Raw genomic sequence first — 18,187 nt, 5'->3', positions numbered from 1 at the left:
CAACTCTTTCGGCAATTACCCAAGTTATTACCCAAAACCCAATGGTTTCTGGATTGACCGCAAAGAGCCATTTGTACCAGTTTTCCCGGCAGGTCGCGATCGCGCCAAGAGTGATTTCAATCGGATTTCAATCGCTTGAAATTCTGCGGTGCGTTGGTTAACGCTGAACGTATATTTGTAGAATGTGAGCGAGAATCGCCAATAGAACGAACACCCCATTAATATAAACTGGCGGGTTCACCATTGTCTGCTCAATGATTAGATTGAGGTACTCGCCACCGAATCTAGAGCGGCCGCCGAGCTTAACGAGCTAGCTGAGACGGCTCTCAAATCACTCCCCATGCCCGAAACCTCCCCCTCCCGGTCATCTCCCTCAAGCCGAGCTCCAAAACAATCCGCCGCGCCGCCTGCGGCGTGACCTCGAGTGTCTTCGCCACCATCCCGGCCGACACCAGCGGTTTTGCCATGACCAGCTCAACCAGTTCCGGCAGTTTTGACGACGTCCGGCGCCCCTCCAGCTTCCGCTCGAACATTGTTCGCGCCAGCATCAGCCGGTCATGCTCTTTGATGCCGATCTCGGCGGCCGCCAAAAACCCGTGCGCGATGGCCAGCAGCCGGGTTTCCCGATCGCGATGCCGGCGCCGATCGACGGGAATGGTTTTCAGGCCAAGATTGATGGCGGCGAGATGCGCGCCGCTGGTAATGCCGGCCTGGCGCAGGATCGAAGCGGTCAGCAGCCGGCCAAGCCAAGGCGCATGCTGCAGCACCGACAATTCGTTCCAGGCATCAAGGGCAACGATCGCCTGCAGAACCGGCGGCAGATCTTCGACCTGCCGCAACACGCCGCGCCACTCTTCCAGGCGCGCGTCCTCGTCCCAGTCGAGATCGTAGACCAGCGGATCGGCCGGAGCCCGGTCGGGCTTCCTGGCTTGTTCAATGGCCGCCTCCGATCGGGCGAGCACCGCATCAATGGCGGCGTAGTCGACACCGGGCAGATCTTTGGCGTCATCACCATCATCCCCCTCCCCTTCCCGCTCGATCATTTCTTTAGGCTCGACACGACTGTCGTCCGCGATGCTATCAGATCCGTCCGATGGTCCAGGCCACGCCTGGGTCTGTCGCAGGGTTCGGATACCCTCTGCAGACAACGCCCAATCCGGCAACTGCGCAGCGATGCGCCGGCGAGTCCGAAGAACGTCGCGGGCGATTGTCAGCTCATGGGTGGGGGTGCGGATGTCGCGGGTGGCGTCGTGAAGGACGAGATCTTCGAGGTGCACGAGTTCGCCGTCGATCCACAGCGAGGCGCAGGCGTCGGCGAAATTTTGGCGCTCGATCCACCCGCTTCCCACCGGCGAGCGGGCGATGCGCTCATCGAGACGGGTGAGCGCGACACCGGCGTCGAAGACCGGCCGCATCAGGGCTGTCATGCTGATTTTCGCGAGATCGTAAGTCATTGAAATCATGGTAAATGATTTGCCAAAGGAACTCTATCTAAATATTGCAGTTCCTCACATGGTATGATTGCGAGATGACGCTATAACCATCGATAAGTTTTCATTATCGATGGTTAATCGACAAAGCCAGCGAATCCAGCTAATCTGGGCCAAATAACGCTCCCTAAAGGCTCCCAAACATGGAAGATCGCGTCCATTTCGCCCTCGAAAAGCTGCTCAATGTCGCCCATCAGGATACCGGCCAAGGCCGTCGCGTCGCCAACTTCATTCTCGCCTGGTGGAATGCAGAAGTACATGGCGGCTTCGACCTGACCGATCTCGCCAATGTCGATCGCGAGGTTGCCGACGACATGGTGACGGTTTTCACCTTCCTCGCCCGTGAAGACGGGCTCATTTACCCTGACGCCTACAGGCCAGAGATCATTCAGATCATTCGCCGCTGGCGGCCACATGTCGAGATCGACTGATGGCGACCCCAAAAAAACCAGCGTCGCTGTCGCCGGTCGAACGCCGTGGCGTCGAACTCGATACCATCGCCTCGGTGCTACCGATCGAGCGTCGTGACGAACTCGCGGAATTGTTGACCGACCAGGATGTCGAGACGCTGCGGCACCTGGTCAACGAAGGCATGGGCGCGAACACACTTCGGGCCCTGACTTCCGATCTCACCTATCTCGAAGCCTGGGCTTTGGCCGCGACGAAAAGATCACTGCCCTGGCCCGCCCCCGAGGCGCTGCTTTTAAAGTTTGTCGCGCAGCATTTGTGGGATCCGCAGAAGCGGGTCGACGATCCCGATCATGGTATGCCGACCGATGTCGATGACAACCTGCGCAGCCAGGGGTTTCTGAAAGCCGTCGGCCCGCACGCCCCGGATACGGTGCGCCGGCGGCTGGCCAGCTGGTCAACTCTGACGAAATGGCGCGGGCTTTCCGGTTCTTTCTCCTCCCCTGCCCTTAAACAGGCGATCCGGCTCGCCCTTCGGGCCACGCCACGGCCACGAAAACGAAAAAGCGCCAAGGCGGTGACATCAGATGTTTTGGCAAAGCTGCTGGCGACCTGTGCCTCAGAAAACCTGCGGGATCTGCGCGACCGGGCGATCCTGATGGTCGCCTTTGCGTCCGGCGGTCGCCGGCGCAGCGAGATGTCCGGGCTGCGGGTCGAACAGCTGGTTGTCGAGGCTCCGGTTGAAGTCGCCGACGGCCCTCCCCTCCCCTCTCTCGCCATTCATCTCGGTCGGACCAAAACCACGTCCGGTGAAGAGGACGATGTCGTTTATCTCACCGGCCGGCCGGTTGAGGCGCTGAATGCCTGGATGGCGGCGGCAAAAATCGACAAGGGCAGCGTGTTTCGGGGGATTGGGCGCTGGGGCACGGTGTCTAAACGAGCGCTTGATCCGCAATCGGTCAATGCCATTCTCAAGCAACGGGCAGAGACGGCTGGGTTGGACAGTGGGGAGTTTTCGGCGCATGGGTTGCGCTCAGGGTATTTGACCGAGGCTGCCAACCGGGGCATTCCCCTCCCCGAGGCGATGGAGCAATCACGCCACCGATCCGTTCAGCAAGCATCCAGCTATTATAACAGTGCTACACGCAGAAGCGGGCGAGCGGCCCGATTGTTGTAGGATCGGGTCTCACTGTCAGAATTGCCAGGGCGAGATCAATTCGAGCCCTGTTGTCTCGAAACCTTTGAGGTTTCGGGTCGCCAACCGGCCAACATTGATCCGCGCTATCGCCGCGATCATGCCGTCCGGAGCCGACACCCCTGCCGCGCAGCGTCTCCCATGATATCGCCATAGGCCAATGCTGCTTCTTCCGTGAAGGCAAACATCTTGTCGGAGAACCGGCGACGCCAGCTCACAAGTCCCTCTTCCAGGCGATCTGCGCGCTGATCCGGCCTGATCTTTTGAATACCAAAAATGATCTCAGCAACTGCAACCGTCGGCAATGCCAATTCGGCGTCGTGACGAACCAGCCATGCTATAACCGCAGAATCGAGAGCTTTCTTCAAAGTCTCCGACATCACATTCGTGTCGAGAAAAATCAAAGCTCGACGCCTTTGTGAGCGCGTCTGCTTTCATCGATGATACTGTCGAAATCGATATCCGTACCCGACTGCGATGAAAGACGGCTATAGAATTTCGCAGCGGGTTCACGTCCCGCCTCACGAGCCTCGTAGGTTTCGAGCGCGCGCTCGACAATATCGGCAATCGTGCGATTTTCTCGGCGGGCAAGCTTGTGGGCAAGGTCGCGCGCTTTGGAACTGCGGACAGATAGTTGCGGTGTTACCATTGAATACTCCTTCGTCTGAATCCAATCGAACTTAAATTGAGACAGCCATCAAGATGGCATATGCCATCTTGATGGCTTTCAGGCGTTTCTGATATTTAGCCCTGCGTTTTTGCCATCATGCATGTTCGTTGCGCCTGAAGACCAACACAAACGCCACACTTTAAGCAATTTCTGCCAAAGACGGCCACCAGAACGCATTTCATGCTGGCTATCTGATGGCATCCATCGACCGTCGCATTTCGAGCCTGACGACGTTGTATTCCGATCATGGGCCCCGCTTGCAACTGTTCATTTTCTCGCGCATTCCTTATCTGTACAAAGCACCTGAAAACGCGTGAGAAAACCATGGTAAAACGGCCAGGCGAAAATCCATCGTCAGCACCCAGACGGCTTATCGGCTATGACGCGTCTCGACCGACGATCAGGTCCATGACGCTCAGATGGACGAGTTGCGCGCCGCCGGCTGCGAGTGGATTTTTCAGGAGCACGGATCCGGCGCGTCACGTGCCCGGCCAGATGGGGGAGCGGCCCGCGCGCGGTGGACGCAAATGGCAACCGTCGTCAGTCCGCCACCTGCTGGATGAGGCGCAACGGATCGGCCTTATCCGCCACTGAGCACGAAATGCAGAGGTCGTCGTTTTACGCGACCTGTTCGGTGGGAGCGGCTCCCAGCGTTGCTAGGCCGTAGACTCATAAACTCGGAGCCACAGGCGGATCGAGGCAAGTTGAACCATCGCGAGAAAGCTCTCGGCTATCTTGTCGTATCGGGTGGCAACCCTGCGGAAGTGCTTCAGCTTAGAGAAGAAACGTTCGATGAGGTTTCGCTCACGGTAGAGCCATGTGCTGAAATATGGTTTCGACCGTCGGTTGGCTTTGGGCGGGATATTGGCGAACGCGCCCTTCTCGCGGAGCGATGCTCGGATGCGATCAGCATCGTAGGCCTTGTCCGCCAGCACGATTGTTCCAGCTACAACATGGTCGAGCAGATCGTCGGCAGCTTGTCCGTCATGGCTTTGCCCAGCGGTCAGGCCCAGCCGGATCGGAAGGCCTTGTCCGTCCACGACCGCATGAATTTTGGTCGTGAGCCCGCCTCGGGAGCGGCCGAGACAATTATCTCGATCCCCCTTTTTTGCCGTCGCAGCCTGTTGGTGCGCGCGAACGGAGGTGCTGTCGATCATCTGGATGTCGCCATTATGGGCGGCGGCAATAGCATTCATCATCCGCTCCCATACGCCTGCCTTCCGCCATCGCGCAAAGCGATTGTAGCAGGTGGTGCGTGGACCATAGCGATCAGGCAGATCACGCCACGGCGCGCCAGATCGCAGGACCCAGAAGATACCGCTCAACACGCGCCGGTCATCGACGCGAGGCACGCCTCGTGGCTTGTTAGGTAATAGCGGCTTAATCATGCGCCATTCAAAATCTGTCAGGTCATATCGGCTCATGGTGAGCCCTGAACCAGAAATCGTCGCGATGTGAAAGCGTAAAAGCAGAAGATGACCTCGCATTGGAGGCAGCTCAATGCTATCGTTCGTGCAATATAAAATGGGGCAAGACAATCATGGATTTGGCAATTCCCAGCGCAGCGAATCTCAGCCTGTTCGTCAGCGCCACACTGGTGTTACTTATCGTGCCGGGACCGGCAGTTCTTTACATCTTCGCGCGCTCGGTCGAGCAGGGTCGCTCTGCCGGCCTCGTTTCGATCCTTGGCATCCATACGGCCACGCTTGTTCATGTTGTCGCCGCCGCCGTGGGGTTGTCGGCGCTCCTGGCGTCATCCGCGCTCGCCTTCAGCGTCGTGAAGTATGCCGGCGCGGCCTATCTGATCTGGCTTGGCCTCAAAAAGCTTTTTGGCCCCTCGGACATTCCTAACGTTGAGGGCGGTTTACCGACACGGAGCCGCATGCGCCTCTTTCGTGAGGGCTTTATCGTTAATCTCCTCAATCCGAAGACAGCACTGTTCTTTCTGGCTTTCTTGCCGCAGTTTGTTGAGGTCAACCGTGGCCATGTGGCTATGCAGATCGCTTTTCTCGGGCTTGTTTACACAGCGATTGGCGTTCTGACGGACAGCTCCTACGCACTTGCCGCCGGCACGGCCGGCAAGTGGCTGAAGCGCAGTCCCGTGTACCTAAAGGCTGAACGCTGGGTCAGTGGTTTCGTGTATATCGGTCTTGGCTTGACGGCCGCTTTCGCTGGCAATCAAAAGAAATAGACCGTTCGTCCTCCTCTGGAAGTTGCCCTAAACGGCTAGCACGTCGGTGACGATCTGGAACGACGGCACGTCGTCGCAAAAATCAGATAGCCGTTCGCGTTTATGGGTTCACGACCTAGATAAGGTCACAGGCGATCGATCTGTCGGCCTCCGAATTCTTTCCAAAACTCTACGAATGCCCGGAGCTTGGGCAGGATCTGTTTCCTGCTCGGAAAGTAGATAAACAAGCCGGGGCTTTCAGGCATCAAGCCTTCCACGCATGGCTCCAGCAACCCCTGCCGGACGAGGGGGGGGCTCGACGACCGACGCAATGTTGTAAGTGAGACCGACGCCGATATGCATGTCGCCAGCCGGTTGACTGTCAGCGGGCCTTTGCCATCCATGGAAAAACTTAGCGGATCCCCTTGTCCGGATCGCTCCTTGAACATCCAGCGGTAGACCGCCCCCCGAACAGCCGGACGTTGACGCAGGCGTGCTCACTGAGCTGTTCCGGACGTAGCGGTTTACCTCTGTGGGCGGAAATACGCCGGAGATCCTAGGACAGTCAGCGGCGAAGGTTCAGTGAGCCTTACAGCCACCATGTCTTGCGCGATCACTTCGCCGATGCGGATGCCAGCGTCGTATCCCTCAGCGACGATATCGACAAAGCGGTCTTCAAACACCAGCTCCAGCTCGATACCGGGATACGCGGAAGAAGGTAATCTCGGGTTTTCCGCTGTTCGCAGAGTCGCTCCAAGGCGTTAGCCCGCCCTTCCCTTCTCGGCATCATCGGTCGCCTCCATCGTCGCGATGAGCAGGTCGGCGTGACGGACCTTAAAAAGTGTGTCGGCGGCGCACGCGACAGGTGCCAGGCCGCCGGAGCAAATCAGCTCGGCCAATCCATCCCGATATTCGAACCGGAAGTCGTATCGCGTGAAACACTTCATGCAGGAGAAGCGCAGGCAAACTCGGTGGATGGGGCAAGCCACGGTCTCGGAGCGCGGCCAGCGTCTGCGAACGTATTGATCGCGGCCGCCTTGCCGATCGCCCTCCAGGCAGGCGGGACAAATGCCGCGCGATCTGAACTGTCCGACATTGCCAAGTGGGGCGGCGTGCCTGGAAAGTGCAAGCGCCTCGACCACGGCAGGTCGGATTCTACAAGCGCGGCTACATGTATTTCATCGTGACCTTGAATAAGTCCCTTCAGTCGACGGCATGTTCATTTCTTGATACCAGTGGGTGCGGTCTTCACTGCTTGGCTTGGAAGGCACCTCTGGAAAACCTTGTCAGCTGACAAGGTTTTCAAAGCGCTGAGTCGCCCTTGTTAGCCTCCAAAGCCAACGGAGTTGCACCGAGAGAACCCGGGCGAATTAGGAATCAATTGGCACGCCGCACCAAAAACCTTGTCAGCTGACAAGGTTTGCAAAAGTGAAACATTCGCTTGGAACGCAGCTCAGGTGGAGCAGGAATGCCGAAGAGCTCAATATTGCCTTGCGAAAAACACCGCTTGGCATAGCTCGGCCACAAAAGAGAGCCGACATACTTTCGCAGGGACGGGGGAGGGGCCACTGACCGGCATGATAGTACGCTGCCAAAAGAGCCACTTCCCAAGTGCCGGCATGTCTACGATGTGGACGAACAACGGGCTCAATTTTGGCACTCCACCAAGGTGAATCTCTCCGGTCGAGCGCGAACCAGAACGGCGGTATCAGCCGCCGCAAACCAAGGCGGCATAACCGCGAGCCCCCGGCAACGCCAGAAAAGCCGTTGCGGGATGACGAGGTTCGCCGCGACCGTGGAACTCTTCAAACTCGCCCGGTGTCATTTTATTTCGCCGTAAACGGGAAATGCGCCGGGAACGTCCGAAGCGCCAGTTCTTTAACAACGCGCAACTGCAAGATAGCCGGAAGTGACTTACCCGTCAGTGATACCACCGCGTGGTCAATACCGGAGAAGGGGAGGGGCCTGCAACGGTATGCCTCTCTCGTGAGGCCTACAGAAGCTTTCAACACGCCGCCAGAATACACTTGTCTGCACGGCGCACCAAAAGATTACTATTCCGTCTGCGGTGACGAGGAGATCGAATCCCTTTCCAAACCGGTTGCCCCTGATGGCTGGTGCGTCTTCGACAGTATCGACCCAAGGGCCGCACGTTGGTCCTGCGATGATTGAGGACGTCGCGGCCATGCCACAAACGGAAGCCACGTGGAAATCCAAGGGCCAGGGGCGACGGTTAATGTCAAATGGCCTGCGTGGAAGCGCGTTCAACGATCTCGGTTTTTAGAACCACCTTGCGGGCGGCCCGATCTTCGCCATTTAATCGCTCAACTAAGAGCTTGGCCGCTGTCGCTCCCAGTTCGTAGACGGGTTGCCGCACGACAGTAACCGGGGGGGTGGTTACAGATGTCCAGTCCGCGTCATGGAACGACACCAGAGATAGATCCCCCGGAATATTTAATCTCAATTCACGATGTGCCTTGAACACTTCAAGACCGATTATACTGTCCGATGCAATGATCGCCGTCGGACGGTGTCCCGACTGGAACATTTCGATAATGATCCGGTGCGTGCGTTCCGGTGTAACGGCCCCAACCTTCACCCAGTCCTCCATACCGATAAGGCCAGCCTCACGGCAGACACCAAGATACCCTTCGATGCGGCGCCGCACCGAACCGGTGCTGATGTCCCGCGGCGTATGGAAGCGATGATCCGGTGTGTCACAGGCTGTAAGATAGGCGATGCGGCGGTGGCCAAGTGTGATCAACTGGCGGGTAATACTCTCCGCCGCATTCTGGTCGTCGGCGATGACAGTGTCTACGTCCAGCGCCTCGCCGCACCGGTCGAGTAACGCGAGTGGCAAGCCGGACCGGATGGCTTCCCTGAGGTGATCGACATCGTTCTCCTTGGCAGGGGAGACAATCAAGCCATCGACGCGTTTGGCAAGCAATGTACGAATCGCGGCCTTCTCCGCCGTCGCGTCCTCGCCCGAATTGATGAGAATGACGGTAAAGCCCGCCTGCCGGGCGATATCCGTGATGCCGCGTACCGCGAGGCTGAAGAAGGGGTTCTCGATATCCCCCACTACGACGCCGATTGTGCCGGAGCGGCCCGTCGTCATGCTGCGGGCAAGCTCATTGGGGCGATAATCAAGGGAACTTGCGGCAGCTGTGACAGCCTCGCGCACCCTGTCGCTGACAGTTCCGTAGCCGCCCAGCACGCGTGCAGCCGTTGCCTTCGAGACGCCGGCCCTGCGTGCGACGTCAGCCACGGTGACGGAAGGGGTTTTAGAGAGGCTTTTATCCATAAACGGTAGCCTTACAAGAGAACTTGACGAGTGGCAAATGCGAAGATAACAATTGCCAATAATCAAAGAGACCGGTCTCTTTATTATTGAGACCGGTCTCAATAACAGAAAAAGACTTCCGACATGCGAACTGCATGGGCCGGGCAGGCGACGTCGTGTCGCTTTCCGGATGGGACCTGTGCGCCTTGAATACATCGCAGACAACGACACCAGAGGAGACGAAACCAATGCGATTTACCGAAGCCTTCACTTCCCCCTTTGCCAGAATCCGCGCCACCGCCATCGCGGTCACGCTTGGTGTCCTCGCAGGCGCAACGACCCCGGCGCTTGCCGACAATCCACTTGGCCTCATTGATCCCACCACCATCAGTGTCGGAACGATGGGTGACGCCAAGCCCTATGCCTTTACCACTGCCGACGGTAACTTTACCGGTTTCGACATCGAGCTTTTCCTCAACGTTGCCGGACGCCTCGGCTTCAGGAAGGAGCAGGTTGTCTTCACCGGTCAGGAATTCTCGGCGCTGATGCCGTCGGTCGCCAACGGCCGCTTCGATGTTGCGGCCGCCGCAATTGGCACGACGGCCAAGCGCAAGGAAACCGTTGATTTCTCCGATGGTTATCTTGCAGGTTTCCTCAGCGTGCTGACTTCGGAGCCTGGCATCACCGATGCAGCAGGCCTCAAGGGCAAGCGTCTCGGCGTCGTGCAGGGCACGCTGCAGGAAATCTATGCAGAGAAGAACTTTGCCGGCACCGATCTCGTCAAGTTCCCGGACAACAACTCAGCCGTTTCTGCGCTCAACAACGGCACGGTCGACGCCCATTTCCTCGATTTCGAGGCGGCAAAGGACTATTCCGCCCGTTACCCGGCGCTGAAGGTCGCGGTCAATATTCCGAGCTTCGATGCGCCTGCCGGCTTCGTCATCCGCAAGGGGAACGATGCATTGCGCGAGGCGCTCGACAAGGGCCTGAAAGAGGCCATGCAGGACGGCACCTGGAAGAAGCTTCATGAAAAATGGTTCCCCGGCACACCGATGCCGGCGGCATATCTTCCCAAGCAGTGATGCCGCCTTCCGGTCCGGCCTTCACCGGTCGGGCCGGCCTTTCTTTCAAGGGATATCCTGATGAACTGGCTTGAAAACCTGCGCCGCAGCTTCCTCGACTGGAATGCCATGGCCGAAGTGCTGCCGACCATGATCACGGTCGGCCTGAAGAATACGCTGATCCTGGCTGCGACCTCGACGGTGCTTGGCGTCGCCATCGGCATGATGCTCGCCATCATGGGCATTTCCCGCTCGCCATGGCTGCGCATTCCCGCACGTTTCTATACCGATATTTTCCGCGGCCTGCCGGCCATCGTCACAATCCTCCTCATCGGTCAGGGCTTTGCCCGCATCGGCCGCGAACTCTTCGGCCCGTCGCCTTATCCACTCGGCATTCTGGCGCTCAGCCTGATTGCCGGCGCCTATATTGGCGAAATTTTCCGGTCCGGCATCCAGAGTGTCGATCGCGGCCAGATGGAGGCGTGTCGTGCACTGTCCATGAGCTACGGTCAGGGCATGCGCCTCATTGTCGTGCCGCAGGGCGTGCGCCGTGTGCTGCCGGCCCTCGTCAACCAGTTCATCGGCAACGTCAAGGATTCGAGCCTTGTCTATTTCCTCGGGCTTCTGGCCTCCGAACGCGAGATCTTCCGCGTAGGACAGGACCAGGCGGTGGTGACGGGCAATCTTTCACCATTGTTGCTGGCGGGCGTGTTTTATCTCATCGTCACCGTACCGCTCACCCATGTCGTCAATGCGATCGACAATCGCTTGCGGATGGGCAAGCAGCGTCCCTCCGTCATCACCAGTGGGCTGGAAGAGGTCAGTGAACTCGACAGTGCGGCCCGCGCCTCCGGTGTCGCCTTCAAGGGTGGCAGCCTTGATGTGCGCCGTCTCGGCATGGCCTACGGCGACCTCGATGTGCTGAAGGGTGTCGACCTTTCAGTAAAGCCGGGCAGCGTCACCTGCATCATCGGCCCGTCCGGTTCCGGCAAATCCACCCTGTTGCGTGGGCTCAACCGTCTGGTCGAGCCGAAGAGTGGCGATATTCTCATCGATGGTGAAAGCATTCTCGCCATGAAGCCGGAAACGCTGCGCCGCAGGGTCGGCATGGTCTTCCAGCATTTCAACCTCTTTCCGGATCACACGGCACTGGAAAACGTCATGCTGTCGCTGACGAAGATCAAGGGCCTACCGGCAGCCGAGGCCGAGCGCATCGCCAAGGCAAGGCTTGCCGATGTTGGTCTTGCAAGCCGCCAGCATCATCGTCCAGGCGGTCTTTCCGGCGGGCAGCAGCAGCGCGTCGCCATTGCCCGTGCGCTTGCCATGGAGCCGGAAGTTATCCTCTTCGATGAGGTGACGAGTGCGCTCGATCCGGAATTGGTCAAGGGCGTGCTCAACCTGATGGCCGAACTCGGCACGCGTGGCATGACCATGGTCGTCGTCACGCATGAAATGGGATTTGCCCGCCGGGTCGCCGATCAGGTCGTCTTCATGGACGAGGGGCGCGTGGTGGAAGCCGGCACGCCGGAGGCGATATTCGATACCCCGCAGAGCCCGCGCCTTCAGCGCTTCCTTGCGGAAGTGCTCTGAGCGTCGGGAGGAGAAAAAGATGACACGAACGATACGATGGGGCGTACTCGGTTGCGCAGGAATTGCCGCAAAGGCGGTCATTCCCGCCATCCAGTCAAGCCGTCTGGGGCGCGTTGTCGCAATTGCCTCGCGTGATGCCGCCAAGGCGAAGGAGATGGCGGCCCGCTTCGGCATAGCCAGGTCCTATGGCAACTATGAGGATTTGCTTGCCGATCCGGAAATAGATGCAATCTACAACCCTTTGCCCAATCATCTGCATGTGCCCATGACGATCAAGGCGCTGGAGCAGGGCAAACCCGTTCTCTGCGAGAAGCCGATCGCGCTTGATGCCGCGCAGGCGGTGGAACTGGCGACTGCACAGAAGGCGGCGGACCTGCCCGTCGCCGAAGCCTTCATGGTTCGCCACCATCCGCAATGGAAGAAAGCACGTGCGTTGATCGCGGAGGGGCGCCTTGGTGAGGTCAGGGCCATCCAGACGATCTTTTCCTATTATCTCGATGATCCCGGAAATGTGCGTAACCAGGCCGATATCGGCGGCGGTGGTCTGTTCGACGTCGGGTGTTATGCCATCAACACGGCGCGTTTCCTGTTCGACGCGGAACCGCTGCGGGCAATCGCTCTCATAGAATGCGATCCCGTCTTCGGCACGGACCGGCTGACGAGCGGGCTGCTAGCGTTTCCGGAGGGAAAGCAGCTTGCCTTCACCTGTTCCACGCAACTGTCCCTCACGCAGAAGGTGACGGTGCTTGGAACGCGCGGACGTCTGGAAATTCCCATTCCTTTCAATGCACCCGCCGATGAGCCGACTGTCCTCATCTTCGACGATGGCCGTGATCTGGCCGGCGGCGGACGCGAGGAGATCGTGATCGGCCAGGTCGATCAGTATCGCGAACAGGCCGATGCATTCGCTGAGGCGGTTCTTTCCGGAAAGCCACTCGTGACGGGGCTTGGCGACGCGATCGCAAACATGAAGGCGATCGACGCCCTTTTCCGCTCCGCCGCCAGCGGCCGCTGGGAAGAGCCCTGACTGCTTCACACCATCCCTATGATAATTGATTGAAAGCCAACCCCATGACCGACAACACCATCTCTTCAGCCGTCATCATCGGTGCCGGTATCTTCGGCGTTTCTACCGGCGTGCAGCTTGCGCGGCGCGGCATCCAGGTCACTATCCTCAATGACGGCCCGCCCGCCAACGGTGCCTCCGGCCGTTCGCTTTCCTGGCTAAACTCGGCGCGCATGCGCTCGGAACCCTATCATCAGTTGCGTATGGCCGGCATCGACCGGTATCGCACACTCGCGGCGCAGAACCCTGATGCGGAATGGCTTCGCTTCGATGGAGGGCTGACCTGGGATGCGGATGATGAGCGCAACGAGATCGACGCGGCCTATCGCCACGAGGTTTCGCTTGCCTATGATGCGCAGCGGCTTTCCGCAGCAGAAGTCGCCGGCGTCGCGCCCGGGCTCGATGCAAGTGCAATCACTCCGCAGGGCGCCATCTTCAATCCTGGCGTAGGCTGGGTCGATCTGCCGAGGTTGATCGGAGTGCTTCTGGAAGAGTTTTCCACACTCGGAGGCGTTCTGGTAATGGACCAGGGTGCCGCGCGGGTCGTGCTCGAGGGTGGTCGTGCCGTTGGTGCGGAAACCGCAGAAGGTCATCTCCATCGGGCCGATGCTGTTGTGCTCGCGACAGGCCCGGCCGTGCCGAAAATGGCTGCGGAAAGCGGACAGACAATCGGCGACGGGACACCGGTCGCGCTTCTCGTGCAGACCAAACCGCTCGCCCATCCCCTGCGCGCTGTCCTCAACACACCGCGCGTCGCTGTTCGCCCCGCGCCGGGTGGCTCCTTCTCGCTGGATGCCGACTGGGCGGCCGATGAGGGTGTGACAGTGCGTGCGGACGGCACCTATGAGATCGATGACAGCATTGTTGCCGAGCTTCTGGTGGAGGCTGCCAAGGTGATGGAAGGCAATCCGCAACTCGAAGTCGCTTCGATCGGTGTTGGTGGGAAACCGATCCCGGGCGACGGCGAGCCGGTGATTGGAGCCATCAAGGCCATTCCCGGCTATTACGTCGCCTTCAGCCACAGTGGCGCAACGCTTGGTCTTATCACCGGCGAGCTGCTGGCCTATGAGATTGCAACGGGAGTGGAACATCCGATGTTGGCGACTTTCCGTCCCGAGCGTTTCGCGGGCTAGAACCATTTTAGGAAGATTTCCGGAGGACGAGCCTGCCGAACTAACGGCGGGCTTATTTTGCGGCATACACCAATTATCGACCGGACGTGGATTGATCTTGTTCCGTTCACCAGTTCGGTGAAGTGAACGGGACGGGTCGATGAAGGGCAGGGCGGGTGGTGATAACTGGCATGGCCGTCTTCCTGACGTGAGCAGTTAACCGCCTCACCACCTTGACTACGGTTCCGAAGTCCCAGGCTGCGGCCGTCATAGATATCACCTCTCCGCCAACCATCATCCCGTGGCTTTCACCTGGTGACCGCCAGCTCGCAACAGCGCCATAAGTACCGGACCAAGTGAAAATTCACCACGCTTTGCCTTGTTCGTCAAATTCCTGAGATACCCGCCCGGTGAATTGATGTGGCCACCACGTTCCAGAATGCAGGCGATAGTTACCGCGGCATTCTCTGGACCCATTATCTCACAGGCTTCCTGATATGCGGAGGGACTAACCCCAAGCATTGACCTGACAACCACGGCGGCGGTCATGAGTTCGCGCCAACTCCCGATTTGGCCCCCAGGCCCATAGTTCGAAATCTCCGGGCAGGCTCGCAATACAAGGCCAATAGGAAAAGCCTTGATCGGCACATGGCCCGTCTGCTTGTTCTCGCCCGGCTTCGCTCCCTGCTCGTTTCTAGAGCTAGGTTCAAGTTCATTAGGAGGGTTGGTATTTGAATTCTGTATATGACGCTCAATTTGAGCATCATTGGTGATCATTTTTGAAGAAAAATCGCCAGAATTCAGGAGTTTGAGGATATCCGCTCGCAAACTGCCCATCTCGGCACCCAGATCGCCAAGTTCATTCAGTGTCGGGTTGCGCGGAATTCGTCCGACGAGCATAAGATATCGCTCTTCAAGCCCGCCCCAATCGCCTGAGGCTCCCTCTTCAACGCCAGCGGTGATCAGCTTTCGGATATCGCGCCGGCAGATCGTCAGGCTTTCCTTCGCTCTTCTGAAGGCAATTCGATCAGCGGCAACCTGCTGAGCCAGGCATGCGAGTTCCTCAGCACGCATAAGAAGCGGGGATATGTCGAATCCGAAGGCGTGTTCGATTGATCCCTCGTCATCCTTTCGAGCGTAGCGCTTGCCGTTCGCACTATCCTTGCGGATGATTAAGCCGGCCTCAACGAGAAGAGCAAGATGCCGACGCAAAGTGGCACCTGCGATGCCATGCGCGCGAATTGACAGCTGAATGTTCGACGGGAAGACGACGAGCTGCGCGTCCTGGCGCAGTTCATTCTCGGGATAAAAGCTGAGGAGAGCGTCGAGCACCGCAAGGCTACGATCCTGCAGACCGAGCACTTCTCTTGCCTCCGATGCATCACGAAAGACTTTCCATTTGTCTGCCGACTTGCCTTCCTCGATCTTGGTCGTGGCAATCTGCCGCTTCACAAGCGCAAGGGTCACCGGCCGCCGCCCAAAGGGCGTCGTCACTTGTCCACCTTCCATGTCCTCACCTTTCAAAAAGGCAAAAGATCCACGCTCACCAAAACGATGCCAAAGACTCTTGACTAGGATTCATGGAAATGCGATTCTCAAGTTCTCACACAACGAGAAGGGCTTCCATGACGGCAACGTTTCGGGGGCCTTTTTCTTTTGCGCACTTTCCTTCCGTAAAATCATTTCGAAGCCTGCCAGTCAGCTTCGATTTAAGTCCTGGATCCCCTCACGTGCGAACCGCTCCACCAGCGTAGGCAGTTCGGCTTCGATAAAATCGAGGAATTTTGCTCCGGCCGGCGTCTCCGCCGAAATGCGAATGTCCTTGGGCGTGCGCAAGTAACTGCCAAGCGGCTCGCCCGCGGCACCGGCAATCTTCTTGCCGTCCTTCCGGGGCTCTGTTGCGGGTTTCAGGGCATTGAAGGCGGCTAGAAACTTCTGGTCTGACCCCAGCCGCTTCTCTGCGGCGGCTGACAGCACTCTACGCAGTTCTTCGTGCAGATCAGCACGTTCAGAAAACACCTTCGCGAATTCTACCCATCTCGGACGGCCGACCTTGGCAGCCCGACCGATCGCCTCGATGATATCGAGGGGAACTGAGCGATAAACCGCCCGCATTCGCGCAAGCTCCGGATCATCGATCGACAATGCCGCCTTGATATCGCGAGGCTTCACGTCGGCGTCATCCATACGACGGGCGAACAGGGCGCGCTCGACCCAGCTCAGATCCTGACGATCGGCATTTTCGATACCCTGCGCGATGACAAGCTCGACATCGGAAATCTCGACCTCGATCGCCCTGACCGGAATTCCGAGATCTTTGGCTGCCTGCAGTCGACGATGGCCGTAGATCACCTGATAGCGATCCGGTGAGGATGGTGACTTGCGGACCTGAATGGGAACTTTCTGACCTTCGGACCGAATAGAGTTCCTGAAAGTCTCGAAGTCCGATGCATCGTCGTCCGGAAGACGATCAGGAAAGGGGGAGGGATCGACCATTAACGGATCGAGTTCCCGGATCGCACCGCCGCCCGATTCAACAAGCGCCTTCAGCCGGTCGCGTTCCGATTTGATGTCGTCGATTGCCCGATGTGCCGCACCGATGACGCCAGCGCCCACACGTGCGGGTGCTGGCGATTGTTGCGGGGAGGCAGAACTGTCCGTCGACAGCCGGTTTTCGAGCTCCGCCGACAGCAGTCCGAAATTTGCAACGATGGATTTACGCGACGACTTGCTGGTCATGTGCGTCCCCAACTGATGTTGATGAGTTTCAATATCGCCTCGTTGACGGCGTCCACCGCCTCGCGTGCGCGTTTGTGCGTATCACGGCCGATCTGGCCCATCTCCAGTTCGTAAATGGATCGCTTGGCAAGTCCCGCTGCCTCAACCGCCGTGCTTTCAATCAGCGTGGGTAGAAGCACATCAGTTCCGAACAGATGGCGCATCATAGCCACGACCTGCGACTGCGGCGCATCGTTCGGATCGTGGCGGGTGACAAGATACCGGATGAAATCCTGATCGAGCTGTGCTCCACTCTCGTTCAGCACGCTGATCAAATCGCCCATCATCAACAGGAACTGGCTCATGGAAGCCACGTCAAGCATCGCCGGATGTACCGTGATAATCATGCTGGTCGCAGCATAAATTGCACTGAGCGTCAGAAACCCCAGTGACGGAGGTGTATCGAGGATAACGACATCGTAATCTTGGTCGACCTCCGCAAGTGCGAGCTTCAGGCGCTCAAAGAAGATTGCCCCGGAGCCTGATTTTTGGGCCAGCACACGCGGTGTCTCGTGCTCGTACTCCATGACTTCGAGATTACCGGGAATCAGGTCGATACCATCGAAGTACGTCTTGCGAATAATATCGCGGATCGGGCGACGCTCGGCGTCGTCATAACGAAGAGCCGCATAGATAGTCTCGTTGGCGCCGACATCGAATTCGGGCTGCGCACCGAAGAGAGCGGAAAGCGATGCCTGCGGATCAAGGTCAAGTGCAAGGACGCGATAACCCTGCAATGCGAGATAATGTGCAAGATGAACGCAGGTCGTGGTCTTCGCGCTGCCGCCCTTGAAGTTGGCGATCGCGACGACCTGAAGATGTTCGCCCTCGCGTCTACGCGGCAAAAATCTCAGCGCCTCTGAAGGCTTCTGGCTGGCAAAGAATTCGCGCAACTCGTTTATCTGGGCAAGCGTATAGACGCGATGATTATTCTCCAGCCGACCGGGAATCGGACCGCGTCCTTCGCTCGACATGAGCTTCAGGGTGGAATCGGGTATGGACGTCAGCTTGGAGACTTCGTTCGTAAGGAAGGGCCTCAAGCTCTTCTCCGACTTCGGAGGATACATGCGGGTGCGAAGCTGCTGCAATTGCTGTGACAGAAGGCCTGCGTGACGCATGATCTTTCCACCCGCGTCTTCCTTCTGACTGATCGTTGCTTCTACGTTTTTCGCTATCGCCATATTGCCCCCTTGGCGGGCATCCTTCGGTTTGCCGACTGTTGCCCGCCAAAGATACAACACGATTCTTGCCGCACGTCCAGTCGTTTAGAGTTAACAACGCCTTAACAGACCGCTCTTTCGAAACAGGGTTCGGTTAGCCAAAATCGAAATTTAACATTTGTTTTTATGTATTTAGAGAATAAC

Annotated in this window: 15 protein-coding genes and 2 pseudogenes; 8 read left to right on the top strand and 9 right to left on the bottom strand. The window is 58.3% G+C overall.

All coding sequences use genetic code 11. The features are described from left to right. Nucleotides 1-326 precede the first annotated feature (326 nt). Nucleotides 327-1,463 carry an RHE_PE00001 family protein gene (locus I3J13_RS19975; RefSeq protein ID WP_196379941.1) on the bottom strand — a complete coding sequence of 379 codons (1,137 nt, stop codon included), beginning with the start codon at nt 1,461-1,463 and terminating at the stop codon, nt 327-329. A 170-nt stretch (nt 1,464-1,633) separates the two neighbouring features. Here I3J13_RS19975 and I3J13_RS19970 point away from each other — a divergent pair, with 170 nt between their 5' ends. Further along, nucleotides 1,634-1,921 carry a DUF7673 family protein gene (locus I3J13_RS19970; protein WP_174033839.1) on the top strand — a complete coding sequence of 96 codons (288 nt, stop codon included), beginning with the start codon at nt 1,634-1,636 and terminating at the stop codon, nt 1,919-1,921. Continuing rightward, nucleotides 1,921-3,075: a site-specific integrase gene (locus tag I3J13_RS19965; protein WP_196379940.1), complete on the top strand. Its 1,155-nt coding sequence runs from the start codon at nt 1,921-1,923 to the stop codon at nt 3,073-3,075. Before I3J13_RS19970 ends, I3J13_RS19965 begins: the two co-directional genes overlap by 1 nt. A gap of 15 nt (nt 3,076-3,090) precedes the next feature. Here the strand turns inward: I3J13_RS19965 and I3J13_RS19960 are convergent. Both I3J13_RS19960 and I3J13_RS19955 read right to left on the bottom strand, forming a co-directional pair. Further along, nucleotides 3,091-3,497 (bottom strand): annotated as a pseudogene (locus tag I3J13_RS19960) (PIN domain-containing protein). Then, a complete protein-coding gene (locus I3J13_RS19955) occupies nt 3,494-3,742 on the bottom strand; it encodes a type II toxin-antitoxin system VapB family antitoxin (protein WP_174033835.1) in 249 nt (82 codons plus the stop codon). The pseudogene I3J13_RS19960 and the gene I3J13_RS19955 overlap by 4 nt, the downstream one beginning before the upstream one ends. Before the next feature lie 345 nt (nt 3,743-4,087). Between I3J13_RS19955 and I3J13_RS25800 the strand changes: the two are divergent. Then, a pseudogene (locus I3J13_RS25800) lies at nt 4,088-4,257 on the top strand (recombinase family protein); the annotation flags it as partial. Between the two features lie 162 nt (nt 4,258-4,419). Here the strand turns inward: I3J13_RS25800 and I3J13_RS19950 are convergent. Then, nucleotides 4,420-5,187 (bottom strand): IS5 family transposase, encoded by a 768-nt coding sequence (locus I3J13_RS19950; protein ID WP_196379939.1) that lies wholly within the window; start codon nt 5,185-5,187, stop codon nt 4,420-4,422. A 116-nt stretch (nt 5,188-5,303) separates the two neighbouring features. Between I3J13_RS19950 and I3J13_RS19945 the strand changes: the two genes are divergently transcribed. Further along, on the top strand, nt 5,304-5,954 hold the full coding sequence (locus I3J13_RS19945) for a LysE family translocator (RefSeq protein WP_173993141.1): 651 nt from the start codon (nt 5,304-5,306) through the stop codon (nt 5,952-5,954). A 740-nt stretch (nt 5,955-6,694) separates the two neighbouring features. Here the strand turns inward: I3J13_RS19945 and I3J13_RS19935 are convergent. Both I3J13_RS19935 and I3J13_RS19930 read right to left on the bottom strand, forming a co-directional pair. After that, nucleotides 6,695-7,075 carry a TniQ family protein gene (locus I3J13_RS19935; RefSeq protein ID WP_196379938.1) on the bottom strand — a complete coding sequence of 127 codons (381 nt, stop codon included), beginning with the start codon at nt 7,073-7,075 and terminating at the stop codon, nt 6,695-6,697. Between the two features lie 1,097 nt (nt 7,076-8,172). Continuing rightward, nucleotides 8,173-9,237: a LacI family DNA-binding transcriptional regulator gene (locus I3J13_RS19930; protein ID WP_196379937.1), complete on the bottom strand. Its 1,065-nt coding sequence runs from the start codon at nt 9,235-9,237 to the stop codon at nt 8,173-8,175. 227 nt (nt 9,238-9,464) lie between these two features. Between I3J13_RS19930 and I3J13_RS19925 the strand changes: the two genes are divergently transcribed. Genes I3J13_RS19925 through I3J13_RS19910 form a run of 4 tightly spaced genes read left to right on the top strand, consistent with a single transcriptional unit; the run spans nt 9,465 to nt 14,066 of the window. Continuing rightward, nucleotides 9,465-10,298, top strand: a complete 834-nt coding sequence (locus I3J13_RS19925; RefSeq protein ID WP_196379921.1) for an ABC transporter substrate-binding protein — start codon at nt 9,465-9,467, stop codon at nt 10,296-10,298. Between the two features lie 60 nt (nt 10,299-10,358). After that, a complete protein-coding gene (locus I3J13_RS25990) occupies nt 10,359-11,867 on the top strand; it encodes an amino acid ABC transporter permease/ATP-binding protein (RefSeq protein ID WP_196379920.1) in 1,509 nt (502 codons plus the stop codon). Nucleotides 11,868-11,886: 19 nt separating this feature from the next. Further along, the gene (locus tag I3J13_RS19915; protein ID WP_196379919.1) at nt 11,887-12,894 is read left to right on the top strand and encodes a Gfo/Idh/MocA family protein; all 1,008 of its coding nucleotides are present in this window, start codon (nt 11,887-11,889) and stop codon (nt 12,892-12,894) included. A gap of 44 nt (nt 12,895-12,938) precedes the next feature. Then, entirely contained in the window at nt 12,939-14,066 is a 1,128-nt protein-coding gene (locus I3J13_RS19910; protein ID WP_196379936.1) for an NAD(P)/FAD-dependent oxidoreductase, read from the top strand. Nucleotides 14,067-14,339: 273 nt separating this feature from the next. On the opposite strand, the gene repC is transcribed toward I3J13_RS19910, so the two are convergent. The 3 genes from repC to repA form a co-directional block, all read right to left on the bottom strand. Then, nucleotides 14,340-15,554 carry a plasmid replication protein RepC gene (repC, locus tag I3J13_RS19905; protein ID WP_174033821.1) on the bottom strand — a complete coding sequence of 405 codons (1,215 nt, stop codon included), beginning with the start codon at nt 15,552-15,554 and terminating at the stop codon, nt 14,340-14,342. Between the two features lie 189 nt (nt 15,555-15,743). Beyond that, nucleotides 15,744-16,784 carry a plasmid partitioning protein RepB gene (gene repB / locus I3J13_RS19900; protein WP_196379935.1) on the bottom strand — a complete coding sequence of 347 codons (1,041 nt, stop codon included), beginning with the start codon at nt 16,782-16,784 and terminating at the stop codon, nt 15,744-15,746. Then, entirely contained in the window at nt 16,781-18,004 is a 1,224-nt protein-coding gene (gene repA, locus I3J13_RS19895) for a plasmid partitioning protein RepA (protein ID WP_162729542.1), read from the bottom strand. The genes repB and repA overlap by 4 nt, the downstream gene beginning before the upstream one ends. Nucleotides 18,005-18,187: the final 183 nt, after the last annotated feature.

The sequence above is a fragment of the Agrobacterium leguminum genome (assembly GCF_015704895.1).
GTDB lineage: Bacteria > Pseudomonadota > Alphaproteobacteria > Rhizobiales > Rhizobiaceae > Agrobacterium > Agrobacterium leguminum.
The sequence above is the reverse complement of the archived record's forward strand: the minus strand, read 5'-3'. Positions and strand labels throughout refer to the sequence as shown.